The following is a 24671-nucleotide window of genomic DNA, read 5'->3' as shown; positions in this document are numbered from 1 at the left end:
CTCCACGGGGGGCACGACCGCGAGGTTAGCAGGGGCGGATGAGCCGCGCGACAAAAAAGCCATCGGTGCCGTGGCTTGCCGGATCGAGCCGCAGGCCGTGGCCGTGGCGCGTGCCGGCGGGCAGATCGAGCGGCTCGGCGGTCCAGTCGGGATGGTCGGCGAGGAAGGCATCGACCTGATCCCTGCCCTCGGCATCGAGCAGCGAGCAGACGATATAGACCAGCGCGCCGCCGGGGCGGACGAGCGGCGCGCCGACGCTGAGCACATGGCGCTGTTGCTCGGCGACGCGGCGCAGGCGATCGGGGGTCAGCCGCCAGCGCGCCTCGGGGTTGCGGCGCCACGTGCCGGTGCCCGAACAGGGCGCGTCGATCAGCACGCAATCGGCGGTATCCTGCCAGTCGGCGAGCGCTTCGTCTTCGCGTTGCGGATCGAGCAGTCGCGGTTCGACGATCGTTACCCCTGCCTTCGTTGCCCTCGGTATCAGCCGCGACAGGCGGGCGCGGTCGATGTCGGTGGCGAGGATGCGGCCGTCGTTGGCCATCGCCGCGGCGAGCGCCAGCGTCTTGCCGCCGCCGCCGGCACACAGGTCGATCACCGACTGGCCGGGCGCGGCGCGGGCGGCGCGGCTGACGATCTGGCTGCCGGCATCCTGCACCTCGACCTGCCCCGCGAGCGGATCGAGGTTGGTGCCGGCGGGCAGGCGCAGCGCGTCGGGGAGGCCGGGGATCGGCGTGCCGCCGAGCTGGTCGGCCAGCGCCTGCGGGTCGGCGAGCAGGCGGTTGACGCGGACGTCGAGCGGGGCGCGATCGATGAGCGCGGCCTGCTGGTCGGCGGCGATACCCGACGCGGACAGCGCCTCGGCGAGCCACGCCGGCATGACCCCACCGCTGGCGGGTGCCTCGTCGGGATCGATCGGCGCGGGGCCGTGGGTCGAACCGTCGAACCGCGCGGCCAGCTCGGCATCGTCCGCCGCGACGGCGAGCATCGCGGCGCGGCCCGAGGCGGGGATCTCGCCGGCGCGGCGGATCGCGGCGTAGACGAGCTCGCGCACGGCGCGGCGGTCCTTCGACCCGGCGTAGCGGCGGGTCGCGAAATAGCGGGCGATCAGCGTGTCGGCCGCGGCACCGCCACCGCGCGCGGCGGCGATCACCTCGTCGAGCAGTTCGATCGCGGCCTGGGTGCGGGCGGCGGGGGTCATGCCTCGACCGTCATGCGAGCGGAGGCTGGCATCTCATGCGGCATGCGCTCGCGCTCCCCAACGAAAAGACCCCGGCGTGCGCTGGGGTGACGGTAGGTCGCGGGCATCACCGCGTCGGATAATTCGGCGCTTCCCGCGTGATCGTCACGTCGTGGACGTGGCTCTCCTTGAGGCCGGCACCGGTGATCTGGACGAATTGCGCACGGCGTTGCAGGTCGGGGATCGTCGCCGATCCGGTATAGCCCATCGCCGCCTTGATGCCCCCGACGAGCTGGTGGATCACGTCGCGTGCCGGGCCCTTGTAGGCGACCTGCCCCTCGATGCCTTCGGGGACCAGCTTCATCTGGTCCTTGATGTCGCCCTGGAAATAGCGATCGGCCGAGCCGCGGCCCATCGCGCCGACCGAACCCATGCCGCGGTACGATTTATAGGCGCGGCCCTGGTACAGGAAGGTCTCGCCCGGCGCTTCCTCGGTGCCGGCGAGCAGCGAGCCGACCATGCAGGTCGAGGCACCCGCCGCTAGCGCCTTGGCGAGATCGCCCGAGGTACGCAGCCCGCCGTCGGCGATCACCGGCACGCCGTGCCTGGCGGCCGCCTCGGCGCAGTCCATCACCGCGGTCAGCTGCGGCACGCCGACGCCGGCGACGACGCGGGTGGTGCAGATCGAACCCGGGCCGATGCCGACCTTGATCCCGTCCGCACCCGCGTCGATCAGCGCGCGCGTCGCCTCACCGGTCGCGACGTTGCCGGCGACGACCTGCACCGAATTGCTGAGCTTCTTCACCCGCTCGACCGCGCGGGCGACATCGCGATTGTGGCCGTGCGCGGTGTCGATGACGATCAGGTCGCATTCGGCATCGACCAGCGCCTCGGTGCGCTCGAAGCCCTTGTCGCCGACCGTGGTGGCGCTGGCGACGCGCAGGCGGCCGGCGGCATCCTTGGTCGCGCTGGGATAGGTCACCGCTTTCTCGATGTCCTTCACGGTGATGAGGCCGACGCAGCGATAGGCGTCGTCGACCACCAGCAGCTTCTCGATGCGGCGCTGGTGGAGCAGCACGCGCGCCTCCTCCTGCCCGACGTCGGTCGACACGGTGGCGAGGTTGTCGTGCGTCATCAGTTCGGCGACCGGCTGCTTGGGATTGCCGGCGAAGCGGACGTCGCGGTTGGTGAGGATGCCGACGAGCTTGCCGTCGCGCTCGACCACCGGGATGCCGCTGATCTTGTGATGCGCCATCAGCGCCTGTGCGTCGGCGAGCGTCGCGGTGGGGGCGATGGTGATCGGGTTGACGACCATGCCCGATTCGAAGCGCTTGACCTGACGCACCGCCGCCACCTGTTCCTCGACCGACAGATTGCGGTGGAGGACGCCGATGCCGCCCAGCTGCGCCATGACGATCGCCATGTCCGCCTCGGTCACCGTGTCCATCGCCGATGACAGGATCGGGATGTTGAGCGCGATGCCGCGCGTCAGCTGCGTGCGCGTGTCGGCGGTGCTCGGCAGGATGTCCGACTCGCCGGGCACGAGCAGCACGTCGTCGAAGGTGAGGCCGAGCCGGATATCCAAGGTGCCGTTTCCTCGCGGGAGGGGAGAAGTGGCGGGCCATGTAACCGCACCGACGCCTCTGCGCTAGGGGGCGCTGTGACGTGGCGCGGGGTGTGCTATCGTCGCGCCACGGCGCCTTGCGGACTCGCGGGCGGAACGGGGACATATGATGGGTATCACGATCGCCGCCTTCGCACTGGTGCTGGTGCTGTTCTACCTGTTCTCCAGCATCAAGATCGTCCGGCAGGGCTATCAGTACACGATCGACATTTCGGCCGCTACACCAACACCGCGAGCCCCGGCTTCAACTTCTACCCCGCCTTCTTCTATCGCGTGGGGCGCAAGGTGAATATGATGGAGCAGGTGATCGATATCCCGGGGCAGGAGATCATCACCAAGGACAATGCGATCGTCTCGACCGACGGCGTCGTCTTCTTCCAGGTGCTCGACGCGCCCAAGGCGGCGTATGAAGTGTCAGACCTGTATGTCGCGCTGCTCCAGCTGACGACGACCAATTTGCGCACGGTGATGGGGTCGATGGACCTCGACGAGACGCTGTCGAAGCGCGACGAGATCAACGCGCGGCTGCTGTCGGTGGTCGATCACGCGACGGTGCCGTGGGGCGTCAAGATCACCCGCGTCGAGATCAAGGACATCCGCCCGCCCGCCGATATCGTCACCGCGATGGGCCGGCAGATGAAGGCGGAGCGCGAGAAGCGCGCCAACATCCTCGAGGCCGAAGGCACGCGCGCGTCGGAGATCCTGCGCGCCGAGGGACAGAAGCAGGCGCGCATCCTCGAATCGGAAGGGCGCAAGGAATCCGCCTTCCGCGACTCGGAAGCGCGCGAACGCGCGGCGGAGGCCGAGGCGAAGGCGACGCTGGTGGTGTCCGAGGCGATCGAGCGCGGCGGCACGCAGGCGATCAATTACTTCATCGCGCAGAAATACGTCGAGGCGATCGGCAAGTTCGCGACCAGCCCCAATGCCAAGACGATCCTGTTCCCGGTCGAGGCGACGCAGCTGATCGGTACGCTGGGCGGGATCGGCGAGCTGGCCAAGGATGCGCTGGGCAAGGCGGCCCCTGCCCCCGCCGCCAAGCCCGAACCCAAGCGCGGGCCGTTCGAGCTGCCGCAGCCGTGACGCTCGACACGATCGGCGGCGCGGGCGAGGCCTGGCTGATCGGCGCGCTGGTGCTGGGGATCGCCGAGCTGCTGATCCCCGGCGTCTTCGCGATCTTCCTCGCGATCGCCGCGGCGGTGGTCGGCGTGACGACGCTGGTGCTGCCGGGCCTGCCGCCCGAGGCACAGATCGCCGCCTTCGCGCTGTGGAGCGCGGTCACGGTGCTGATCGGCAAGCGCTGGTACAAGGATTTCCCGGTGGCGAGCAGCGATCCCCAGCTGAACGATCGCGCCGCGCGGCTGATCGGCGAGACGGTGATCGTCGAGGTTGCGATCGGCACGGATGACGGACGCGTGCGGATCGGCGACGGGTCGTGGCCGGCGCGGGGACCGGTGGCGGCGATCGGCGAGCGGATGCGCATCGCCGCGGTGCGCGACGGGCTGGTGATCGTCGAACCGATCAACGGATAATTTCCGCGTTTGCGCCCGCCCCGCCCCTGTCAGCGGGCGTGCGATATGCTATATAGGCGGGTGTGACCCACAGCATCCCCCACGCCTTCCCGATCGGTATCGATCCGGCCGACATCGACTTCATGGGGCACGTTAACAACGCCAGCTATCTGAAGTGGGTACAGGACGCGGTCGTCAGCCATTGGCAGAAGCTCGCGCCAGCCGAGGCGGTCGCCACGCACCTGTGGGTCGCGCTGAAGCACGAGATCACCTATCGCAAGCCGACCTTCCTCGGCGACGACGTCATCGCGACGGTCCTGCTCGAAAAGGTGCAGGGCGCGCGCGCCTTCTACGAAACGGTGATCCGGCGCGGCGAGGACGTGCTCGCCGAGGTCAAGTCGAGCTGGTGCTGCCTCGACGCCGAGACGCTGAAGCCGGCGCGGCTGGCGCGGGATATCGTCGAGCAATTCTTCCAGCGCGGCGACGAGCCGTTGCCAGCGACGGGATTGGTCGAGCGGCGCTAGTCGCTGCGGTTCGTTGATCCCACTCCCCGCCATTCGCCCTGAGCTTGTCGAAGGGCCTGAGACTCATCTGTGCTTCGACAGGCTCAGCATGAACGGGTCTGGCCAGATCTCCGTGCTTTGGGTGATCGCCGCCTGACAGGCATGGCCTCGCCGCAGCGATTGTGCCTGCCACGAGCGCGCCTCGTCCTGGCCAGCCGGTCGACCTGCTGCAATGGCAGGATCGGCCGCCCTCCGCCGAGGACGGCCGGTGCACGGTCAGGCGGCTTGCGGCGTCCGCGTCGTCTGCGGCGCGGCCTGGCGGACGCCCTCGTCGACGTGATCGGCGAACTGCGCGAAATTATCGACGAACAGATCCACCAATCGCGCCGCGGTCGCGTCATAGTCCGCGGGGTTCGACCATGTGGCGCGCGGATCGAGGATCGCGGCATCGACGCCCGGCACCGCGACCGGCACTTCGAACCCGAAATTGGGGTCGGTGCGGAACTCGGCGTCCTTCAGGCTGCCGTCGAGCGCGGCGTTGAGCAGCGCACGCGTCGCCTTGATCGGCATGCGGTTGCCGACGCCGTATTTGCCGCCGGTCCAGCCCGTATTGACCAGCCAGCAATCGACGCCGCCGCGCGCGATCCGCTCCTTCAGCAGATTGCCGTAGACCGACGGGTGGCGCGGCATGAACGGCGCGCCGAAACAGGTCGAGAAGGTGGCGTCGGGTTCGGTGACGCCGATCTCCGTCCCCGCGACGCGTGCGGTATAGCCCGACAGGAAATGGTACATCGCCTGATCCGGCGTCAGCTTCGCGATCGGCGGCAGCACGCCATAGGCGTCCGCGGTGAGCATCACGATATTCTTCGGCACGCCCCCCATATTCTCTTCCGAGGCATTGGGGATGAAGTCGATCGGATAGGCGCCGCGGCTGTTCTCGGCCAGGCTGTTGTCGTCGAGGTCGAGCTGGCGGGTGACCGGGTCCATCACCACGTTCTCGAGCACGGTGCCGAACCGCTTGGTGGTCGCGAAGATCTCGGGCTCGGCATCGGACGACAGGCGGATCATCTTGGCGTAGCAGCCGCCTTCGAAATTGAAGACCGCGGTGTCGGACCAGCCGTGTTCGTCGTCGCCGATCAGCGTGCGGCTGGCGTCGGCGCTGAGCGTCGTCTTGCCGGTGCCCGACAGGCCGAAGAACACCGCGGTCGATCCGTCCGCGCCCATGTTCGCCGAACAATGCATCGGCATCACGCCGGTCTTGGGCAGCAGATAGTTCAGTAGCCCGAACACCGACTTCTTCATCTCGCCGGCATAGCGCGTGCCGCCGATCAGGATCAGCTTCTCGGTGAAATTGACCGCGATCACCGTCTCGCTGCGCGTGCCATGGCGCGCGGGATCGGCGCGGAAGCTCGGCAGGTCGATGATCGTATATTCGGCCTCGAACCCCTGCAGTTCCTGCTCCTCAGGGCGGACCAGCATCGTGCGGATGAAGAGGTTGTGCCAGGCGAGTTCGTTGACGACGCGCACCCGCACCCGGTTCTCGGGCTGCGATCCGCCGTACAGATCCTGGACGTACAGATGCTCCTTGTCGCGCAGCTGGCTGAGGAAATCGGCCTTCAGCGCGGCGAAATGTTCGGGCGCCATGCCCTTGTTGGACTTGCCCCACCAGACGCTGTCCTCGGTCTCGGCATCGCGGACGATGAACTTGTCCTGCGCGGAACGGCCGGTGTGCGGGCCGGTCTCTACGACCAGCGGGCCGTCGGCGCTGAGCTTGCCCTCGCCGCGCGCGACCGCGGCCTCGACCAGTCGCGCGGTGACCAGGTTCCAGTGCAGGTCGGCGCGCGTCTCGATCCCCTGGCTCGCAAGACCCGCCTGCGGAATACGCTCGTTCACTGACATCCTCCCAATGGATTTCGGCCCGCGACGGCGGGCTCGTTCTATGCGGTCGGCGCAACGCATCCTGGGGAGGGTCTGCACGCGCGCCGATGATGCGACCGACATACCCCCCGGCGTTTAACACGTCAAACAGATGCCGTAGCGGCGACGGCCGCAAACCATCCGCGCGGTTGAGCCTGGCGCCACTTTGCCCTACCGCAGCGCGATCATGGTCCCGAGGCTATCCCCCGCATGACGGCGACGATCGCGCTGGTTGACGACGACCGCAACATCCTGACCTCGGTCTCGATCGCGCTGCAGACCGAAGGGTTCCTGACGCGCGTCTATTCGGACGGGGAAACCGCGCTCAAGGCGCTGACCGACAATCCGCCCGACCTTGCCATCTTCGACATCAAGATGCCGCGGATGGACGGGCTGGAGCTGTTGCGGCGGTTGCGCGAGAAGAGCCAGGTGCCGGTGATCTTCCTGACCAGCAAGGACGACGAGCTGGATGAGGCGCTGGGCCTGGCGATGGGCGCGGACGATTATATCGCAAAGCCGTTCAGCCAGCGTCTGCTCATCGCGCGCATCCGCGCCATCCTGCGCCGTACCGAGCCGGCGACCGCCCCGGCCGACGGCAGCGAGGAGGCGGGCGCCGGGCCGCTGGTGCGCGGCCGGCTGTCGATGGACCCGGCGCGGCATCGCACCACCTGGGCCGAGGACCCGGTGACGCTGACCGTCACCGAATTCCTGATCCTCGAGACGCTGGCGCAGCGGCCGGGGATCGTGAAGACGCGCAACCAGCTGATGGATGCCGCCTATCAGGACGACATCTACGTCGACGACCGGACCATCGACAGCCATATCAAGCGCCTGCGCCGCAAATTCCGCGCGGTCGACCCGACCTTCGACGCGATCGAGACATTGTATGGCGCCGGATACCGATTCTCCGACGAATGATCCGCCCCTCGCCGACCGGCGAGGCGAAGGCGGCGATCTGGCGCTGCGCTGGTCGGGGCAGATCTCGCTCACCCGGCGGATCCTGGCGGTCAACATCTTCGCGCTGCTGCTGCTGGCGGGCGGGTTCTTCTACCTCGATTCGTACCGCAGCCGGATCGTCGACGGGCGTGTCGAACAGGCGAGCCGCGAGGCGCGGCTGATCGGCGAGGCGCTGGCGATGGTGCGCAGCGACCAGCGCGACGACCTGCTGATGCGGCTGGCGGAGGATACCGGCGGCCGGCTGCGCGTGTTCGACGCGGCCGGGCGGACGGTGGCGGACAGCCGCGCGCTCGGCGTGCGCAACGCGGTACTGCTCGATCCCGACAAACAGGCGTGGAACCAGACGATCGCGCGCTTCCTTGACGCAGGGATCGACACCGTCGTCGGCGCGGCGCGCCCGCCGCTCTATCGCGAGCGGCGCAATGGCCGGCAATGGCCCGACGTCGCCGCCGCGACGGAACGGCGCGTGGTGTCGGCGCGGGTGTGGCGGGCGCCCGATCGCACCCCGGTCATCACCGCCGCCGCGCCGCTGCCCGCCGGCGGCGTGGTGATGACCACGGTCAACGCGCGCGACATCACCCAGACGGTGCGGATCGAGCGATTCCGGCTGAGCCTCGTGCTGCTCGTCGTGACGATCGTATCGGTGCTGTTGTCGCTGTTCCTCGCGCGCACGATCGTGCGGCCGTTGCGGCGACTGGCGCGCGCGGCGGTGCGGGTGCGGCTGGGTCGCGCGCGCGAGGTGGTCGTGCCGCGCCTGCCCTCTCGGCGGGACGAGATCGGCAGCCTAGCGCGTGCCCTCTCCGACATGAGCCTAGCCCTGCGTGCGCGGATCGACGCGACCGAGGCGTTCGCCGCCGACGTGACGCATGAGATGAAGAACCCGCTTGCCTCGCTGCGCTCCGCGGTCGAGGGGCTGGGCGCGGTCAAGGACCCGGAATTGCAGGCGCGGCTGCTGGCGATCGTGCGCGACGACGTCCACCGACTCGACCGGCTGATTACCGACATTTCGGAGGCGTCGCGGCTGGATGCGCAGCTGAGCCGCGCCAATTTCGAACCGCTCGACGTCGCGGCGATGCTGCGCGCAATCGTCGAACAGCGGATCGCGCGCGAGGTCGAGCGCGGCATCCGCCTGCGCTTCGACGACCAGGGTGTGCCGCTGGTGACGCTGGGCGAGGGCGCGCGTCTGGAACGGGTGTTCGAGAACCTCATCGACAACGCGCTCTCCTTCTCGCCCGACGAAGGACTGATCGCGATCGCGGCGTCGCGTGACGCGGTGGAGCTGATCGTGCGCGTCGAGGACGACGGGCCGGGCGTGCCCAAGGAAGCGCGCGAGGCGATCTTCCGCCGCTTCCAGTCGATCCGGCCGGAGACGGAGGCGTTCGGGCAGCATTCGGGCCTGGGCCTCGCCATTGCGCGAACCATCGTCGAGGCGCATCAGGGCAGCATCGTCGTCGAATCGCGCGAGGATCGGCTGGCCGGCGCCCGTTTCGTCGTCCGCCTGCCGCTCGCCGATCGCCAGTCGTCAGCGGACTGAACCGTATCATGGCCATCCTCTCGTCCGAAATGCTGCACGCGACCAGCGTCGCGATCGACGGCCGCGCGGTGCTGCTCGAAGGCGTGTCTGGCGTCGGCAAGTCGGACCTCGCGCTGCGGCTGATCGATCGCGGCGGCGTGCTGGTCAGCGACGACCGGACGCTGGTGGTGCGGCAGGGCGACATCTTGGTGGCGCGCGCGCCCGACGCGATTCGCGGCCGAATCGAACTGCGTGGCCTCGGGATCGTCGTCATGCCGCATGTCGAGGACGTGCCCGTCGCGCTGATCGTCCGGCTGGGTGGCGAACCGCAGCGCATGCCCGAACGGCGGCAGCGGCGGCTGGCGGGGATCGCCGTGCCCGAACTCGCGTTCGATGCGTTTCATGCTTCGACACCGGTCAAGATCGAATGGGCGCTGCGCCAGCCCGAGGCGACGCCGCTGTGATCGGTGCCCGTATGAAGCGTATCGCGTGAGGAAGGGTCGATGACCAAGGACATCCTGCTCGTCACCGGCCTGTCGGGCGCGGGCAAATCGACCGTGCTCCGGACGCTGGAAGACCTCGGCTGGGAGGCGGTCGACAATTTGCCGCTGGTGCTGCTCGATCGGCTGCTCGAGGCGCCGCTGGCGGGGAGCGCCGATGGCGTGCAGCCGCTGGCGATCGGCATCGATGCGCGGACGCGCGATTTCGATCCGGCGCGAATCGTCGAGCGCATCCGCGCGCTGCGCGAGCGGCACGGGCTCGACGTCGGCATGCTGTTCCTCGACTGCGCCGGGACCGAGCTCGAGCGGCGCTTTTCGGAGACGCGGCGGCGGCATCCGCTCGCCCCCGATCGGCCGGCGAGCGACGGGATCGGGCGCGAGCGCGAGCTGCTCGCCCCCTTGCGCGACTGGGCGAACCGGCTGATCGACACGACGACGCTCACCGCCAACGCGCTGGCGCAGCAGGTGCGATCGACCTTCGCCTCCGCCGACAGCGACGCGCCGGTGCTGTCGATCCAGTCGTTCGGCTTCGCCCGCGGCCTGCCGCGCGGCGCCGACCTCGTCTTCGACATGCGATTCCTGCGCAATCCACACTGGGACGCCGCGCTGCGGCCGGGCACGGGGCTCGACGCCGACGTCGCCGCCTATGTTGCGGCCGACCCCGCTTATCCGGCGGCGATGGCGCAGATCGGCGACCTGCTCGAACTGCTGATCCCGCGCTATCGCGCCGAGGGAAAATCCTACGTGACCGTCGCGATCGGCTGTACCGGGGGGAGACACCGGTCGGTTCATGTCGCCGAGCATCTCGCTCGCCGGTTGCGCGACGCGGGTTTTTCCCCCACGATCACGCATCGCGACCTGGGGGCCGCACCGCAGGACTCGCTCGAGGGGCCGCCGGCCAGCAAATGAGTAACGTATCTGAGATGATTGGCCTCGTTCTGGTGACGCACGGGCGGCTCGCCGAGGAATTCGTGACCGCGATGATCCACGTCGTCGGCCCGCAGGAGCGGATCGCGACGATCTCGATCGGTCCCGACGACGATATGGAGGAACGCCGCGCCGACATCGCCGCCGCGATCGCCGCCGTCGACGTCGGCCGCGGGGTGATCGTGCTGACCGACCTGTTCGGCGGCACGCCCTCCAACCTCGCCATCTCGCTGATGCAGCGCGGGCAGGTCGAGGTGATCGCGGGGATGAACCTGCCGATGCTGATCCGTCTGGGTTCGGCGCGCAAGTCGATGAAGGTGGTCGAGGCGGTCGCCGCGGCGCGCGAGGCGGGACGCAAGTACATCTCGGTCGCCTCCGAGGTGCTGGGCGAGGCGGCGGCATGAGCGTCGAGCGCACCGTCCTCATCACCAACAAGCGCGGGCTCCATGCGCGGGCCAGCGCCAAGTTCGTGACCCTCGCCTCGACCCAGCCGGTCGAGGTGCAGGTGCGCAAGGATGACGGATCCGTCACCGGCACGTCGATCATGGGGCTGATGATGCTCGGCGCCGCCAAGGGCGATTCGATCACGATCAGCGCGGTCGGCGACGGCGCCGAGGCGGCGGTGGCCACGCTGTGCGAGTTGGTCGAGGCGAAGTTCGGCGAAGATTGACGGCGATGGCGCCGCGGCAAGGCCGCGCCGGCGGGGCGCGTCGTTTTCGCCTTGCGCACGCCTGCGGCTAGCGCGAAGGCCGACGCGCCATGCCCCGTGAAATCACCGCCTTCTCCAATCCGCTGGTCAAATACGCCCGCGAGCTGCGCGACAAGAAGCACCGCCGCGGCGCGCGCCAGTTCATGGCGGAGGGCTTGCGCATCCTCACCGAGGCACGCGACACCGGGCGGCTGCCGCGCATCCTGTTCTACGCCGCGGGCAATGCCGACCATCCGCTGGTCCATGCGCTGTCGATCGACGTCGAGATGGCGGGCGGCGAATCGATCCATACGACGCCCGACATCCTCTCCAAGCTGTCCGGCAAGGACAATCCGCAGGCGGTCGTCGGCGTGTTCGACGAGTTCGACCGGACGCTCGCCGATCTCGATCGCGGGACCTCGGGGATCTGGCTGGTGGCGGAGCGGCTGCGCGATCCGGGCAATCTGGGGACGATCCTGCGCACTGCCGATGCGGTCGGCGCGGGCGGGCTGATCCTGATCGGTGAGTGCGTCGACCCCTTTTCGGTCGAGGCGGTGCGCGCGAGCATGGGGGCGCTGTTCACCATCCCCGTGGTGCGCAGCGAATGGGCGCCGTTCCTCGACTGGCTGCGCGAGGGGCCGGGACAGCTGGTGGGGCTCAGCCTCGATACCGAGCACGACTATCGCGCGGCACGATACGAGACGCCGACCTTCCTGCTGACCGGCAACGAGGCGCAGGGGATGCCGGCGGACTATGCCGCGGCGTGCGACCTGCTGGTCAAGATCCCGATGCTGGGCAAGGCGGACAGCCTCAACGCCGCGGTGGCGACGGCGGTGATGGCGTATGAGGTGCTGGCGCAGCAGCGCGGCGGTTCGTCCGCAACATAGACAACATGAACACCCTGATGGAAACGATTCGCGCCGGTCGTTACGTTTCTGGCGATGATCGGGGCGGCAACGATAAGAAGGAGCGTTGCTTCCGGGTCTACCCCGTCATTCGGCCGTAGGACAGCGCCCGGCCGATCGGCGTTCGTTATCAGGGTGTTGCGGGACAACGCCTCCTATACCGCAGTCGGATGGCGTCAGCCGCAGCTTCTCAATCGGGAGCCGATGGAGCGACGCCGCAATGGCGGTCACCCTGCATCGGTCAGGGCGTGCGGTGGTCCCTCGATCGCCAACGCGTCGGTTACGGCCGGGCGCATCGCCATCCGGCCAAAGAAGTCGGCGAGATTCCGCCATGTCGTCAGGTCGAGCCCCAACCTGCCAGCCCATGTCAGCATCGTGAAGAGGTAAGCATCGGGCGCGGTGACACGGTCGCCGGAAATGTACGAACGCCCTTCCATCTGCCGGTCTACCCAATCAAGCCGAGGCGATACATGGATGCGGGTCTGCTCCTGCCCCTTACGGGTCTTGGACAGGAAGTTTGCCGCAATGCCGCCATGCCGTTCCGGCGTGATGAAGTTCTTGTGCAGCTCCGTCGCGATGAAGTTGAGCCATTCAAGAGCATGGTAGCGCGCCGGTGAGCCCGCTGGCGGGAGCAGATGCCGTTCGGGAACCTGATCGGCAATCCATTGAAGGATGATCGCGCATTCGGTGAGCAGATCACCGTTGTCGAGTAGAAGGGCGGGTACGTACCCCTTGGTGTTGAGCTGTCGATAGTCGCCGTTCGCCCAATGGTGGGTGGCGAGATCGACCCGTTCCAGAGCGAATGGCAATCCGGCTTCCCGCAGCAGGATGTGCGGCGCCTGCGAACTGGCCCCGGCGGCATAGAACAGGATCATCGGCCTTCTCCCATACAGAGGATGAGAGCTGGCTAGCAGAGGGCGTCGGCCGCCAAAACGCGTGATTCCGAGAACGAAGCGTGCAAAAATGCAACCATGTTCGACTGGCAAGACATGCGCTGCTTTCTGGCCGCCGCGAAAGTCGGTTCGTTGACGGGCGCAGCCGTCGAACTCGGCGTCGATCATGCCACCATCGGCCGACGGGTGGCGAAGCTGGAGGCCGCGATCGGCGTAAAGCTCATCCACCGGTTACCGCGCTCAATGCAGCTCACCGATCAGGGTGCCGCTCTGCTCGCCGCTGCGGGACCGATGGGGGATAGCGCCGAAGCGATCGGTCGCCACCTGCGCGGTCAGGTAGAGGGGCTATGCGGTCGCGTGACCGTCAGCGCGTTGCCCGCGCTTGCCGCTTTCGTCATCGCGCCCCGCCTGCCGCGGCTGTGCGAGGAGCATCCTGGCCTCCGCCTGATCCTCTCGGCCACATCGATGGTCGCGTCGCTGGAACGGGGTGACGCCGATATTGCGATCGGGTTCGTTCGGCCTGCACTGGCGGGCCGCATCGTTCGGCGGATCGGGAATCTCCGCTTTTCGCTCTACGGCGCAGCGGCGATGGCAGCGCAGCGTCCGGAGGACTGGCAGTTCGTCGGCTTTGAGGAGTCGCTGGCCGGCATCGTGCAACAGACGTGGTTGGACGACTTCGCGCTAGCCCGCCCCTTCGTGCTACGCACGAACGATGTGACGACGCAGTTGGCGGCGACTCGTGCCGGACTGGGCGCGGCATTGCTGCCCTGCATTCTGGCTGATGCAGACGGCGGGCTGGTTCGGCTGGATACCGATCGCCCCCCTCCCTCACGTCCGTTGTGGATGTCCGTTCATGGAGACGTGCGTCGATCCCCCGTGGTGAGGGTCGTCATGGACCATATGATCCGAACATTCGCCGACTGACAGCCCGGCATTCCCGGACCACGTCCCGACAGGACGGTCGCGGGGTCTATAATGCGATTGAGACCGTCCACTGACCAAACCCGACACGCGGCCGTCGCTGTCCATGACCGGATCGCCAGCGCGCATGCCGCGCCTCCTGGCGTAGCCTATTCCGCCGCATCGGGCAGGCGCAGCGCCTCGTCGCCATAGCGCGCCATCGCCTCGACCGGTTCTACGACCGAAATCTCGCGCGCGCCCGGTTCAATGTTGAGGTCGCGGAACTTGCGGGCCGAGACGAGCGCCCGGCTTTCGAAGCTCGAGATGAAGCCGTTGTAGTTGTTGACCGCTGTGGTGAGGCCGCTGCCAACCTTGCGCAGGTCCTCGCCGGCCTTGGCAAGGCGGTCGTAGAGCTCTTTCCCCAACGCGCCGATCGCGCGGGCTTCGGTCGCCAGCTTCTCCTGCCGCCAGACCGCCGCGACGGTGCGGGCGATCGCAACGAGGTTGGTCGGCGTCGCGAGCAGCACGCGCTTGTCGAAGGCGAACTGCCAGATGTCGGCGTCATATTCGAGCGCGGCGGACAGGAAATGTTCGCCGGGGATGAACATGATGACGTAGTCAGGCGTATCGGTAAACTGCGACCAGTAGCTCTTGGCCGACAGCCCGTTGACGTGCGCGCGGATCGAGGCGGCATGCGCCGCCAGGCCGGTGCGGCGGTCGGCATCGTCGACCGCGCCGAAGGCGTCCTGATAGGCGTTGAGCGATACCTTGGCGTCAATAATGAGCGATTTGCCCCCCGGAATGGTGACGATCGCATCGGGACGCAGACGACCGCCCTCGCCGTCCGCGACGCTGACCTCCATCGCGAAATCGGTATGTTCGGCGAGGCCGCAGCTTTCGAGGACGTTGCGCAGCTGCTGCTCGCCCCAGCGGCCGCGCGCCTTGGGGGCGTTGCGCAGCGCGTTGACCAGCTTGGCCGCCTCGCCCGAGACGCGTTCCTGACCGAGGCGCATCTGTTCGATCTGGCCCTTGAGGTCGCCGAAGGCATCGCGGCGCTCGGCCTCGACCTTGGCGACGCCCTCTTCGTAGCGGGTGAGGCGGTCGTTGACCGGCTGGAGCAGCGACTTGAGGTTGGTGCCGGCAAGTTCCTCGGACTGGCGGAAGCGCGCTTCGGCGCGGTCGAGGAACGCCTTTTGCGCGTCGGTCAGCGCCTTGTTGGCGAGATCGTTGAACTGCGCCGCCATCTGCTCCTTGGCGTCGCGCATGTCGGCGAGCCGCGCCTCGAACGCCTCGATCTGCGCGTGCGTGGTGGCGAGGCCGGTGCGCGCGGCGTCGCGATCGGCGCGGATCGTGGCGAGTTCGTCGCGCAGGGCGTCGAGCGTCGCGGCGCGGTCGTCGGACTGGGCGCGGAGTGCGGCGAGGTCGCGCATCGCCTCGTTGCGTTCGCGCTCGACCGCGTCGCGGGTGCGGGCGGCAAGGTCGGCATCCGCGGCCTTGCTCTGCGCGACGGCGAGGTCGGCGGCGAGGCCGCCGGCCTTGCGGTTGGCGAGCAGCCAGCCGACCAGCAGGCCCGCAGCGAGCGCCAAAACGGCGATGACGACGATCGACAGGTCCACGTTCCATCCCTCGGAAAGTCACAAAGGTCACACGCGCGAGGGTGTCGTGCTGGTGACGATCCGCTCGCTTGGGTGGGGAACATAGATCGAACGCGATGTGTAGGACAGCCCCTAAATGCGGCTGCGGATGCCGACCGGAACGCTGCCTCCCCCCACCGTCACCCCGGACGTGTTCCGGGGTCCACCGGGCCGCAACGGCAAGGTTTTCGCCTCAAGCCCTTCGCCTCGTCGCGGAGTGGACCCCGGAACACGTCCGGGGTGACGAAGGAAGTAGGGCGGGCGGCCGCCTCAGCGGCGCAGTTTGGCCAGCTTCTTCATGACCATGTCCCGCTTCAACCGGCTGATATGGTCGATGAAGAGCACGCCGTTGAGATGGTCGATCTCGTGCTGCATGCAGGTCGACAGCAGGCCGGTCAGCTCCTCCTCGTGGCCTTCGCCGTGTTCGTCGAGCCAGCGGACGCGGCAACTCGCAGGGCGGGCAACGTCGGCATATTGTTCGGGGATCGACAGGCAGCCTTCGTTATAGCTGCTGAGGTCCTCGCTGACCGAAAGGATTTCGGGGTTGATGTAGGCATGTGGCGCCTTGATCGGCTTGTCGTCCTCGTCCTTCTCGTCCTGCAGGTCGATGACGAGGATGCGTCGATCGACGCCGACCTGGATCGCGGCGAGGCCGATGCCGTTGGCGGCGTACATCGTATCGATCATGTCCTGCACGAACGCCCGCGTCTGGTCGGTGACCTGTTCGACGGGCTTGGAGATCAGGCGCAGGCGCGGATCGGGGACTTCGACGATGGGGAGGACTGCCATGCGGGGTGAGCTAGGTGGCGGGGCGTTTGGCGTCAAGTTCGGGCTTTATCCCTCCCCGACACGGGGAGGGGGACCATGCGCCAGCATGGTGGAGGGGGCTTTCGTCATAGGCCAGCGCTTGTGGAGCCCCCCCTCCACCACGCCTCTGCGAGGCGCGGTCCCCCTCCCCGTGCCGGGGAGGATTTAAGAGACCGGCCGTCGTGCGCGCAGCGCCTGTGCGAGCGTGCCTTCGTCGAGATAGTCGAGCTCGCCGCCGACGGGCAGGCCGTGGGCGAGTTGCGTCACCCTGACCGGGAAGCGCTCGATGCGGTCGGCGAGGTAATGCGCCGTCGTCTGTCCCTCCAGCGTCGCGTTCATCGCGAGGACGACCTCGTCGATGCCACCCGCCTCGATGCGGGCGACGAGCGTCTCGATCGCGAGGTCCTCCGGGCGGATGCCCTCCAGCGCCGACAGGCGACCGCCGAGGACGTGAAAGCGGCCGGGGAACAGGCGCGAGCGTTCGAGTGCCCACAGGTCCGCCACTTCCTCCACGACGCACAGCGCACGCGGGTCGCGGCGCGGGTCGGCGCAGATCGCGCAGGGGTTGGCGGTGTCGACGTTGCCGCAGGTGGCGCAGGTCTCGAGCCGTTCGTCGACCGCTTCGAGCGCGGCGCGCAAGGGCCCGAGCGCTGCCTCGCGCTTCTTGAGCAGGTGGAGCACCGCACGCCGTGCCGATCGCGGCCCGAGGCCGGGAAGACGCGCGAGCGCCTGGGTCAGGGCTTCGATTTCGGGAGAGGCCATGGTGGAACAGATAGGGGGTTGCGCCGCCGCCCGCCAGCGCGTTGAAGGCACGCCATGCGGATCATCTTCATGGGAACCCCCGACTTCGCCGTGCCGACGCTGGAGGCGCTGGTCGCGGCCGGGCATGACGTCGTCGCGGCCTATAGCCAGCCGCCTCGCCCCGGCGGGCGACGCGGGCGCGAGACGGTCGCCTCACCGGTGCAGCAGCGAGCCGAGGCCTTGGGGATCGCGGTGCGGCATCCGGTCAGCCTCAAGGGCGCGGAGGAGCAGGCGGCGTTCGCGGCTCTGCATGCGGATGTTGCGGTGGTGGCGGCTTATGGGCTGATCCTGCCCAGGGCGGTGCTGACGGCGCCGCGGTTCGGGTGTCTCAACGTGCATGGTTCGCTGCTGCCGCGCTGGCGCGGGGCGGCGCCGGTGCAGCGTGCGATCCTCGCCGGCGATGCCGAGACGGGGGTCGGGATCATGCAGATGGAGGCGGGACTCGATACCGGGCCGGTGCGGCTGGAGGGGCGCGTGGCGGTCGACCGCAAGACGGCGGGCGAGCTTACCGCGGAACTGGCGGCATTGGGCGCGCGGCTGATGGTCGAGGTGCTCGGCGATCTCGACGCGCATCCGCCGGTGGCGCAGCCTGACGACGGCGTCACTTATGCGAGCAAGATCGACAAGGCGGAGGCGCGGATCGACTTCACCCGTGGCGCGGTCGAGGTAGAGCGGCTGGTGCGCGCGATGAACCCGGCGCCGGGGGCTTGGCTGGAGATCGCGGGCGAGCGGGTGAAGGTGCTCGACGCGGACGTGCTGCCGTTCACCTTTCCCGGCGGCGAGGGGACGACGGTGGACGATGCTCTGACCATTGCGTGCGGCGACGGGGCGATCCGGCCGACGCTGCTGCAGCGTGCCGGGCGTGGGGTGACGAGCACCGCGGAACTGCTGCGCGGCTTTCCGGTGCGATCGGGTACGCAGCTTTGACTCGGTTCGCGCTGACGGTGGAGTATGACGGCCGGCCGTTCATGGGCTGGCAGCGGCAGAAGCATGGGCCGAGCGTGCAGGCCGCGCTGGAGGAGGCGGTGTTCGCGGTCACCGGCGAGCGTACCGTGGTCCATGCGGCGGGGCGGACCGACGCCGGGGTGCATGGACTGGGGATGCGGGCGCATGTCGATATTGGGAAGGACATTGCGCCGTTCCGACTGATGGAGGCGCTGAATGCGCGGGTGCGGCCGGCGCCGGTGGCGGTGCTCGACTGCGTCGTCGTGGCGGACGACTGGCATGCGCGCTTTTCGTGTCTGGGGCGGGGTTACGAATATCGCATCGTCAACCGCCGCGCGCCGCTGACCTGGGAAGCGGGGCTGGCGTGGCAGGTGCCGCAGCTGCTCGATGCCGCAGCGATGGCCGAGGCGGCGGCGGTATTGGTCGGGCGGCACGACTTCACCACGTTCCGCTCGGCGCATTGTCAGGCGGACAGCCCGGTACGGACGCTGGACGTGCTGTCGGTGGCGCGCGACGGTGAGCGGATCGCGGTGCGGGCGGCGGCGCGGTCCTTCCTGCATCATCAGGTGCGTTCGATGGTAGGATGTCTGGCGCTGGTCGGCATGAGGCGCTGGTCGGTGGACGACGTGCGGGTCGCGCTGGAAGCACGGGATCGGGCGCGGCTGGGGTTGAACGCGCCGCCGGACGGGCTGTTCTTCGTGTCGGCGGTCTATTGATTCACGCGAAGGCGCGAAGAGGTCGCGATTGGCGAAGCGTGAGCACATTCCTCATGCCGTTGCGGGTCTTCCGGTCGATCCGTTATCGCTTGGTGGGACCTCTCCGCGTCTTCGCGCGAAATCACCGCACGAAGCGCGCCGCGAGTTCGACGTGGGTGGACCAGCGGAACTGGCCTACGGGCTGGATCCAGTCGAGGCGCCAGCCGCCTTCGACCAGCAACCTGGCGTCGCGGGCGAAGCTCGACGGGTTGCACGAGACATAGCCGATGACCTTCGCCTGACAGGCGGCGAGCGCTTCGGCCTGATCGCGTGCGCCGGCGCGCGGCGGATCGATGACGATCGCGTCGAAGCGGTCCAGTTCGGCCACCGTCAGCGGGCGGCGGTAGAGGTCGCGGTGTTCGGTGAAGACCGGGAGTTGGCCGCGACCCACCGCCGCCTTGAGCGCGAAGAGAGCATCGCGGGCGCCCTCCGCGGCATAGACGCGCGCGGGGAGCGCGAGCGTGAAGGTGCCCAAGCCCGCGAACAGGTCGGCGATCGTGGTCGCGCCGCTGGTCGCCTCTCGCATCGCGGCGACGAGTGCGTCCTCGCCCTCCTGCGTCGCCTGCAGGAACGACGCGGGGGGCAGCGGCACCGGATGGCCGCCCAATGTGATCGTCACCGGCTGCGGCTCCCAGCGCGTCTCGGCGCCGATGCCGCTGTCGAGCGTGAAGCGGGCGATGGCGTGGCGTTCGCAGAAGCTCGTGATCGCCTCGGCGGCGGCGAGGCCGTCGGCGGTGAGGTTGGTCACCATCACGTCCGGGCCCTGATCGGACAGCGTCAGGTGGACGTCGCCGCGCCGCTTGAAGCCGAGCTTCTGGAGCAGAGTGCGCAACGGGGCGACGACCGCGAACAGTTCGGGCGCGAGGATAAGGCATTCGCGCATGTCGACGATCGCATGGCTCTTTTCGGCGGTGAAGCCGAGACTGACGCGACCGCCCTTCCCCTCCGCATGCAGCGTCGCGCGGCGGCGAGTGTTGGGCGGCGAGACGAGCGGCGGGCGCAGCGTGGCGGTCAGCTCCTGACCGTCGAGCGCGCTCGCCACGCGGTCGGTGACGAAGACGGCATAGGCGGCGTCGTCGAGATGCTGGAGCTGGCAGCCGCCGCATTCGGGGAAGTGACGGCAGGGCGCCGCCTGATGGTGCGGGCCGTGGGTGAGCGTGCCGTCGTCGTTCAGCAGGTCGCCGGGCGCGGCGAAGGCGGCGTGGCGGCCGTCGGCGGTGACGCCGTCGCCGCGCGCCGCGACGCGCAGGATCGTATCGATGGAGGTCATGCGCCGGCTCTGGCCGGGGTGAGCGCGTTTGCCAAGTCGTCGGCGATGAAGCTTTTCCCCGCGATCCATGCGGCGCGGGCATGAAGCCAGACGCCGGCATCCGCCGCGGCCATCGGATCGGCGTGGGGATGCGCGAGCTGCGCCGCGATCGTGCCGGCGAGGACGTCGCCGGTGCCGGCGGTGGAGAGCCATGGGTTGCCGGCGAGGTGGATGCGGACGCGGGCGGCGTCGGCGACGATCGTGGTGGGGCCTTTGAGGACGACGATGACGCCGGCGCGGGCGGCGGCTGTGCGCGCCCGATCGAGCAGCGAACCGTCGGGCGTACCGAAGAGCGCGTGGAATTCGCCGGCGTGGGGGGTGAGGACGACCGGATTGTGGCGGCGGCGCAGCGCGTCGGGATCGAGCAGGTGGAGCGCGTCGCCGTCGATGACGAGCCGGTGGGTGTCCGCCTCGATCAGCGCTTGGAGGTGCGCGCGCGCCTCGTCGTCGCGGCCGAGGCCGGGGCCGATGAGGATCGCGCCGATCCGCTCGTCGGCGAGTGCCTCCGGTTCGTAGGGGCGGTGGACGATCGCGTCGGGGCCGCCCTGTCCGCTGCCGCCGTAGAGCGCGACGTAGCCGGCGCCGCTGCGCAGCGCGGCGACGGCGGCAAGGCGGGCGGCGCCCTCCATCGCGCCGGCGACGATCGCGACCATGCCGCGGGTGTATTTGTGCGAGGCCGGGCCGGGCTGCGGCAGCGCCGGCCTCGCGGCCACCGTGACGGCGTCGGGGCGGTCGATGCCGAGGTCGATCAGGCGGATCGTACCGCAGGCGGCTGCGGCGGGGTGGAGGCCGTGCGCCGGCTTGAGCGCGCCGAGCGCGAGCGTTAGCGCGGCAGGACGGGCCTTCGCCCAGTCGGGGGCTTCGGCGGTGTCGGCGTTGGTGCCGCTGGGCAGATCAGCGGCGATGACGAGACGCGCGGCGTGCGACAGGCGGGCGAGTGCGGCGTCGATCTCGGGCGCAAGCGGGCGGGTCAGGCCGGTGCCGAACAGGCAGTCGAGCAGGATCGGCGCGGGCGTCGCGTCGGTGAGCGCTTCGATCGGGCCGGTCCAGCCGGCGCGCGCGGCGATCGCGGCGTCGGTCTTCGGCGGGCCGCTCGCGGCGACGCGGACGGGATGGCCGAGGCCGGCGAGTGCGGTCGCGGCGACATAGCCGTCGCCGCCGTTGTTGCCGGGGCCGCAGACGATCAGCACCTCGGCCCCGGCGACGAGACGGCGCGTGGCCGCGGCGATGCCCTCCCCTGCCCGCTGCATCAATGCGGTGACGGAGCTGCCGGCGGCGATCGCGGCGTCTTCGGCGGCGCGCATCTGCGCGGCGGTGAGGATCGGCTGGCCGTCGATGGCGATCATCGTGCGGCCTTGATCGTCGCGGGGAGGCGGTAGCGGTCGCTGCCGATCGCGACGTCGATCGTACCGGGTTCGGCAATCGTCACCCGCGCCGGCTCGGCGCCATCCGCCGCGACCACGCCGCGGCCATCACGGGTGACGAGCAGGCGGTGGAAGCCGCCGTCGGCATGACGCACGGTGAGGATCAGGCCGCGTTCGCTCTGCGTCTGTTCGATCGCGCAGTCGCGGCGCAGCGGCGCGCTCTCGCGAGAGCAGCGGATGCGGCCGTCGTCATCGGCGGCGCGGCGCTGGTCGGCCTCGACCTGCGCGAGCACGTTGGTGTCGGCGGTACGCGCGGCAGGATCGCCGCAGGCGGCGAGGAGCAGCAGCGCCGCTCCCGCGCCGCGATCAGATATCCGCGTAAACGTGGGTTTCGGCCTTGGCGCCGGGATGGGTGACGGCACCTTGCCAGGCGGGACCGACGTTCTGGGCATAGCGCCACAATGCGCCCGAGCCGTAATCGTTCACCCGCGGCTGCCACGTGGCGCGGCGCGCGGCCATCGTCGCGTCATCGACCAGCAGGTCGATCGTCCCCGCCTCGGCATCGATGCGGATCGTGTCGCCGTTCTCGACCAGCGCGATCGGGCCGCCCTCGGCCGCCTCGGGGCCGACATGGCCGATGCAGAAGCCGCGCGTCGCGCCCGAGAAGCGGCCGTCGGTGATGAGCGCGACCTTCTCGCCCATGCCGAGGCCGTAGAGCGCGGCGGTGGTCGACAGCATCTCGCGCATGCCGGGGCCGCCCTTGGGTCCTTCGTAGCGGATGACCAGCACCTCGCCCTCCTCGATCGAACGCGCCTCGACCGCGGCGAAGCAATCCTCCTCGCAGTCGAAGACGCGCGCCGGCCCCTCGAACTGGAGGCGGTGCATGCCGGCGACCTTCACGATGCCGCCGTCGGGCGCGAGGGAGCCACGCAGGCCGACCACACCGCCGGTGGGGCTGAGCGGCGTATTGACGTCGTAGATGACCTTCTGGTCGGGGTTCCACGTCACCTGGTCGATATTCTCGCCCAGCGTCTTGCCGGTGACGGTCATGCAGTCGCCGTCGAGCAGGCCGCCGGCGAGCATCGTCTTCATCAGCATGTAGACGCCGCCCGCCTCGTACATATCCTTGGCGACATACTTCCCACCCGGCTTGAGGTCGGCGATGTAAGGTGTTGATTTGAAGGCCTCGGCGACGTCGAACAGGTCGAAATCGATCCCCGCCTCGCTCGCCATCGCGGGCAGGTGCAGCGCGGCGTTGGTCGAGCCGCCGGTGGCGGCGACGACGCGGGCGGCGTTGATGAAGGCAGCGCGCGTGCAGATGTCGCGCGGGCGCAACTGCCTGGCGACCAGTTCCATCACCTGCGCGCCGGCGGCGACGGCGATCTGCTCGCGCGTGGAATAGGGCGCGGGGACCATGTTGCTGTTGGGCAGGCTGAGGCCGATCGCCTCGCCGACGCAGGCCATGGTGTTGGCGGTGAACTGGCCGCCGCAGGCGCCGTGGCCGGGGCAGGCGACCTTTTCGAGCTCGTGCACCTCGGACAACGGGCAGGCGCCGGCGGCATATTTGCCGACGACCTCGAAGACGTCGACGACGGTGACGTCGCGGTCGTGGAAGCGGCCGGGCAGGATCGAGCCGCCGTAGACGAAGATCGACGGAATGTTGAGGCGCAGCATCGCCATCATCATGCCGGGCAAGGATTTATCGCAGCCGGCGAAGCCGACGAGCGCGTCGTAGCAATGGCCGCGCACCGACAGCTCGACCGAATCGGCGATCACCTCGCGGCTGACCAGCGACGCCTTCATCCCCTGATGGCCCATCGCGATGCCGTCGGTGACGGTGATCGTGTTGAAGCGGCGCGGCATGCCGCCGCCCTGGATCACGCCGGCCTGCGCGGCATCGGCCTGACCGTCGAGCGTCGTGTTGCACGGCGCCGAATTGTTGCCGGCGCTGGCGAGCGCGACGAAGGGCTTGGCGATATCCTCTTCGCCGATGCCCATGGCGTAGTAATAGCTGCGGTGGGGAGCGCGCTCGGGGCCGACGGAGACGTGACGGCTAGGCAGGCGGGACTTGTCGAACTGGGTCATGGCGACGCCCTATGTCGCGAGAGGCCCCTTCAACGCAAGCTTGTTACGCGTAATAGCGGATACGCGCTCGACGCAGGATGCGGTCCTCCAGCGAAAAGTACAGCGATATCATACCGTTCTCGATCACGGTAGAGGCAGCGAAGGCGATGTCGGTCTTGGTGCGATCCTCCGGCGGTGGCGGCAGGATGACGGGTTCGAGGCCGCGACCCGTCACCACGGCGAAGTCGGGTGCGAAACTGATCCAGCCGATCCGCCAGCGCGCATCGACCGTCGCGCCGTTGTAGAACATCACCGGATCGGCGCCGGGCAGCTGGCAGATGGGGCCGGTAGAGAGATGCCAATTGTCCCATGAATCGGGCCGGATCGGAAAGGGATCGGCGAGCGACGTCCAGGGATCGCCGAGCTGCGCGGCGGAGGCGATGCCGATGCGCGAGGCGCCGATGCCGCGCTCCTCCGCGGCGGCATATTCGTAGAACAGCCGCCAGTCGCCATTGGAGGTCTGCGCGAAGGTGGCTTCCTTGATATTGCCCTCTCCCGCCGGCGCGGCGAGCGCGACGCGACGTTTGACGAGCCAGTCGAGCGCGGGTCCGCTGGCGGCGATCAACACTCCCTGCGTGCGCGCGGCATCGACGCCGGTATAATAGACGACATAGCTGCCGTCGTCGGCGACCAGCACGGTCGGGTCCTCGCAACCGCCGGCATCGGGATCGGCGGGGTCGGTGCCGGGGGCGATCGCGAGCTGCGGATCGAGCGTGAAGTGGAGGCCGTCGTCGCTCCAGCCGCTGGCGATCAGCCCGGTCGGATCGTGCGGCCCCAGCGGATCTGGGACGCCACGCACCAGCATGCGATAGCGGCCCTGCTCGCGCCAGACGAAGGGGCTCATCAGGTCCATGCCGTCGATCGGCGACCCCGGCGCGATGGTGACGGTGTCGAGCGCCTCGACGGCGTAGGTCGGCATC

General features: G+C 69.1%; 24 protein-coding genes and 1 pseudogene. 13 read left to right on the top strand and 12 right to left on the bottom strand.

Features of this window, described 5'->3' with window-relative positions; translation table 11 throughout:
- Positions 1-25: 25 nt before the first annotated feature.
- Both M9979_RS01725 and guaB read right to left on the bottom strand, forming a co-directional pair.
- Positions 26-1198, bottom strand: a complete 1173-nt coding sequence (locus M9979_RS01725; RefSeq protein WP_254287613.1) for an RsmB/NOP family class I SAM-dependent RNA methyltransferase — start codon at positions 1196-1198, stop codon at positions 26-28.
- A 106-nt stretch (positions 1199-1304) separates the two neighbouring features.
- Complete coding sequence (gene guaB / locus M9979_RS01720) at positions 1305-2762, bottom strand: IMP dehydrogenase (RefSeq protein WP_254287612.1); 1458 nt, start codon at positions 2760-2762, stop codon at positions 1305-1307.
- 148 nt (positions 2763-2910) lie between these two features.
- On the opposite strand from guaB, the pseudogene M9979_RS01715 reads away from it, so the two are divergent.
- The 3 genes and pseudogenes from M9979_RS01715 to M9979_RS01705 all read left to right on the top strand — a co-directional run bounded on the left by M9979_RS01715 (position 2911) and on the right by M9979_RS01705 (position 4833).
- Positions 2911-3881, top strand: a pseudogene (locus M9979_RS01715) (SPFH domain-containing protein).
- The gene (locus M9979_RS01710) at positions 3878-4330 is read left to right on the top strand and encodes an NfeD family protein (protein ID WP_254287611.1); all 453 of its coding nucleotides are present in this window, start codon (positions 3878-3880) and stop codon (positions 4328-4330) included. The pseudogene M9979_RS01715 and the gene M9979_RS01710 overlap by 4 nt, the downstream one beginning before the upstream one ends.
- 62 nt (positions 4331-4392) lie before the next feature.
- Positions 4393-4833, top strand: a complete 441-nt coding sequence (locus tag M9979_RS01705; protein WP_254287610.1) for an acyl-CoA thioesterase — start codon at positions 4393-4395, stop codon at positions 4831-4833.
- Positions 4834-5088: 255 nt separating this feature from the next.
- Here M9979_RS01705 and M9979_RS01700 read toward each other — a convergent pair whose 3' ends face one another.
- Positions 5089-6711, bottom strand: a complete 1623-nt coding sequence (locus M9979_RS01700; protein WP_254287609.1) for a phosphoenolpyruvate carboxykinase — start codon at positions 6709-6711, stop codon at positions 5089-5091.
- A 228-nt stretch (positions 6712-6939) separates the two neighbouring features.
- Between M9979_RS01700 and M9979_RS01695 the strand changes: the two genes are divergently transcribed.
- The 7 genes from M9979_RS01695 (at position 6940) to M9979_RS01665 (ending at position 12201) form a co-directional block, all read left to right on the top strand.
- On the top strand, positions 6940-7647 hold the full coding sequence (locus M9979_RS01695; RefSeq protein ID WP_254287608.1) for a response regulator transcription factor: 708 nt from the start codon (positions 6940-6942) through the stop codon (positions 7645-7647).
- Positions 7616-9220, top strand: coding sequence for a sensor histidine kinase (locus tag M9979_RS01690; protein WP_254287607.1), 1605 nt, complete (start codon positions 7616-7618; stop codon positions 9218-9220). The genes M9979_RS01695 and M9979_RS01690 overlap by 32 nt, the downstream gene beginning before the upstream one ends.
- Before the next feature lie 8 nt (positions 9221-9228).
- Positions 9229-9663 carry an HPr kinase/phosphorylase gene (locus M9979_RS01685; protein ID WP_277998350.1) on the top strand — a complete coding sequence of 145 codons (435 nt, stop codon included), beginning with the start codon at positions 9229-9231 and terminating at the stop codon, positions 9661-9663.
- A 39-nt stretch (positions 9664-9702) separates the two neighbouring features.
- Positions 9703-10608, top strand: a complete 906-nt coding sequence (gene rapZ, locus M9979_RS01680; RefSeq protein WP_254287606.1) for an RNase adapter RapZ — start codon at positions 9703-9705, stop codon at positions 10606-10608.
- A gap of 14 nt (positions 10609-10622) precedes the next feature.
- Positions 10623-11030, top strand: coding sequence for a PTS sugar transporter subunit IIA (locus M9979_RS01675; protein WP_254287605.1), 408 nt, complete (start codon positions 10623-10625; stop codon positions 11028-11030).
- A complete protein-coding gene (locus tag M9979_RS01670) occupies positions 11027-11296 on the top strand; it encodes an HPr family phosphocarrier protein (protein ID WP_254287604.1) in 270 nt (89 codons plus the stop codon). The genes M9979_RS01675 and M9979_RS01670 overlap by 4 nt, the downstream gene beginning before the upstream one ends.
- 89 nt (positions 11297-11385) lie before the next feature.
- The gene (locus M9979_RS01665; protein ID WP_254287603.1) at positions 11386-12201 is read left to right on the top strand and encodes a TrmH family RNA methyltransferase; all 816 of its coding nucleotides are present in this window, start codon (positions 11386-11388) and stop codon (positions 12199-12201) included.
- 245 nt (positions 12202-12446) lie between these two features.
- On the opposite strand, the gene gstA is transcribed toward M9979_RS01665, so the two are convergent.
- Entirely contained in the window at positions 12447-13094 is a 648-nt protein-coding gene (gstA, locus tag M9979_RS01660) for a glutathione transferase GstA (protein WP_254287602.1), read from the bottom strand.
- 96 nt (positions 13095-13190) lie between these two features.
- On the opposite strand from gstA, the gene M9979_RS01655 reads away from it, so the two are divergent.
- Positions 13191-14036: a LysR family transcriptional regulator gene (locus M9979_RS01655; protein WP_254287601.1), complete on the top strand. Its 846-nt coding sequence runs from the start codon at positions 13191-13193 to the stop codon at positions 14034-14036.
- A gap of 146 nt (positions 14037-14182) precedes the next feature.
- Here the strand turns inward: M9979_RS01655 and M9979_RS01650 are convergent, their stop codons facing one another.
- The 3 genes from M9979_RS01650 to recR form a co-directional block, all read right to left on the bottom strand.
- Entirely contained in the window at positions 14183-15628 is a 1446-nt protein-coding gene (locus M9979_RS01650) for a DNA recombination protein RmuC (RefSeq protein WP_254287600.1), read from the bottom strand.
- 288 nt (positions 15629-15916) lie between these two features.
- Entirely contained in the window at positions 15917-16435 is a 519-nt protein-coding gene (gene def, locus M9979_RS01645; protein WP_254287599.1) for a peptide deformylase, read from the bottom strand.
- A gap of 183 nt (positions 16436-16618) precedes the next feature.
- On the bottom strand, positions 16619-17215 hold the full coding sequence (gene recR / locus M9979_RS01640) for a recombination mediator RecR (protein WP_254287598.1): 597 nt from the start codon (positions 17213-17215) through the stop codon (positions 16619-16621).
- A 54-nt stretch (positions 17216-17269) separates the two neighbouring features.
- Between recR and fmt the strand changes: the two genes are divergently transcribed.
- The gene (gene fmt, locus M9979_RS01635) at positions 17270-18181 is read left to right on the top strand and encodes a methionyl-tRNA formyltransferase (RefSeq protein ID WP_254287597.1); all 912 of its coding nucleotides are present in this window, start codon (positions 17270-17272) and stop codon (positions 18179-18181) included.
- Positions 18178-18915 (top strand): tRNA pseudouridine(38-40) synthase TruA, encoded by a 738-nt coding sequence (gene truA / locus M9979_RS01630; RefSeq protein ID WP_254287596.1) that lies wholly within the window; start codon positions 18178-18180, stop codon positions 18913-18915. Before fmt ends, truA begins: the two co-directional genes overlap by 4 nt.
- 121 nt (positions 18916-19036) lie before the next feature.
- On the opposite strand, the gene M9979_RS01625 is transcribed toward truA, so the two are convergent.
- From M9979_RS01625 to M9979_RS01605, 5 genes are all read right to left on the bottom strand, one after another.
- The gene (locus M9979_RS01625) at positions 19037-20224 is read right to left on the bottom strand and encodes a class I SAM-dependent RNA methyltransferase (protein WP_254287595.1); all 1188 of its coding nucleotides are present in this window, start codon (positions 20222-20224) and stop codon (positions 19037-19039) included.
- Positions 20221-21609, bottom strand: a complete 1389-nt coding sequence (locus tag M9979_RS01620) for an NAD(P)H-hydrate dehydratase (protein WP_254287594.1) — start codon at positions 21607-21609, stop codon at positions 20221-20223. The genes M9979_RS01625 and M9979_RS01620 overlap by 4 nt, the downstream gene beginning before the upstream one ends.
- Positions 21606-21920, bottom strand: coding sequence for a hypothetical protein (locus M9979_RS01615; protein WP_254287593.1), 315 nt, complete (start codon positions 21918-21920; stop codon positions 21606-21608). The genes M9979_RS01620 and M9979_RS01615 overlap by 4 nt, the downstream gene beginning before the upstream one ends.
- Before the next feature lie 73 nt (positions 21921-21993).
- The gene (ilvD, locus tag M9979_RS01610; RefSeq protein ID WP_254287592.1) at positions 21994-23712 is read right to left on the bottom strand and encodes a dihydroxy-acid dehydratase; all 1719 of its coding nucleotides are present in this window, start codon (positions 23710-23712) and stop codon (positions 21994-21996) included.
- Positions 23713-23755: 43 nt separating this feature from the next.
- Positions 23756-24670, bottom strand: coding sequence for a glycoside hydrolase family protein (locus M9979_RS01605; protein ID WP_254287591.1), 915 nt, complete (start codon positions 24668-24670; stop codon positions 23756-23758).
- Between the last annotated feature and the right edge of the window lies 1 nt (position 24671).

The sequence above is a fragment of the Sphingomonas liriopis genome, assembly GCF_024211255.1.
Taxonomy (GTDB): domain Bacteria; phylum Pseudomonadota; class Alphaproteobacteria; order Sphingomonadales; family Sphingomonadaceae; genus Sphingomonas; species Sphingomonas liriopis.
Note: the sequence above shows the minus strand (reverse complement) of the source record. Positions and strands in the feature narration are given on the sequence as shown.

What these genes read in the sequence shown, in the direction of transcription:
- M9979_RS01695 (WP_254287608.1), top strand. Translation starts at nt 6,940, where the DNA reads ATGACGGCGACGATCGCGCTGGTTGACGACGACCGCAACATCCTGACC.
- M9979_RS01605 (WP_254287591.1), bottom strand. Translation starts at nt 24,670, where the DNA reads ATGCCGACCTACGCCGTCGAGGCGCTCGACACCGTCACCATCGCGCCG.
- fmt (WP_254287597.1), top strand. Translation starts at nt 17,270, where the DNA reads ATGCGGATCATCTTCATGGGAACCCCCGACTTCGCCGTGCCGACGCTG.
- M9979_RS01670 (WP_254287604.1), top strand. Translation starts at nt 11,027, where the DNA reads ATGAGCGTCGAGCGCACCGTCCTCATCACCAACAAGCGCGGGCTCCAT.
- M9979_RS01700 (WP_254287609.1), bottom strand. Translation starts at nt 6,711, where the DNA reads ATGTCAGTGAACGAGCGTATTCCGCAGGCGGGTCTTGCGAGCCAGGGG.
- M9979_RS01665 (WP_254287603.1), top strand. Translation starts at nt 11,386, where the DNA reads ATGCCCCGTGAAATCACCGCCTTCTCCAATCCGCTGGTCAAATACGCC.
- M9979_RS01655 (WP_254287601.1), top strand. Translation starts at nt 13,191, where the DNA reads ATGTTCGACTGGCAAGACATGCGCTGCTTTCTGGCCGCCGCGAAAGTC.
- def (WP_254287599.1), bottom strand. Translation starts at nt 16,435, where the DNA reads ATGGCAGTCCTCCCCATCGTCGAAGTCCCCGATCCGCGCCTGCGCCTG.
- gstA (WP_254287602.1), bottom strand. Translation starts at nt 13,094, where the DNA reads ATGATCCTGTTCTATGCCGCCGGGGCCAGTTCGCAGGCGCCGCACATC.
- M9979_RS01620 (WP_254287594.1), bottom strand. Translation starts at nt 21,609, where the DNA reads ATGATCGCCATCGACGGCCAGCCGATCCTCACCGCCGCGCAGATGCGC.
- M9979_RS01685 (WP_277998350.1), top strand. Translation starts at nt 9,229, where the DNA reads ATGGCCATCCTCTCGTCCGAAATGCTGCACGCGACCAGCGTCGCGATC.
- ilvD (WP_254287592.1), bottom strand. Translation starts at nt 23,712, where the DNA reads ATGACCCAGTTCGACAAGTCCCGCCTGCCTAGCCGTCACGTCTCCGTC.
- M9979_RS01625 (WP_254287595.1), bottom strand. Translation starts at nt 20,224, where the DNA reads ATGACCTCCATCGATACGATCCTGCGCGTCGCGGCGCGCGGCGACGGC.
- M9979_RS01675 (WP_254287605.1), top strand. Translation starts at nt 10,623, where the DNA reads ATGATTGGCCTCGTTCTGGTGACGCACGGGCGGCTCGCCGAGGAATTC.
- M9979_RS01725 (WP_254287613.1), bottom strand. Translation starts at nt 1,198, where the DNA reads ATGACCCCCGCCGCCCGCACCCAGGCCGCGATCGAACTGCTCGACGAG.
- rapZ (WP_254287606.1), top strand. Translation starts at nt 9,703, where the DNA reads ATGACCAAGGACATCCTGCTCGTCACCGGCCTGTCGGGCGCGGGCAAA.
- M9979_RS01690 (WP_254287607.1), top strand. Translation starts at nt 7,616, where the DNA reads ATGGCGCCGGATACCGATTCTCCGACGAATGATCCGCCCCTCGCCGAC.
- recR (WP_254287598.1), bottom strand. Translation starts at nt 17,215, where the DNA reads ATGGCCTCTCCCGAAATCGAAGCCCTGACCCAGGCGCTCGCGCGTCTT.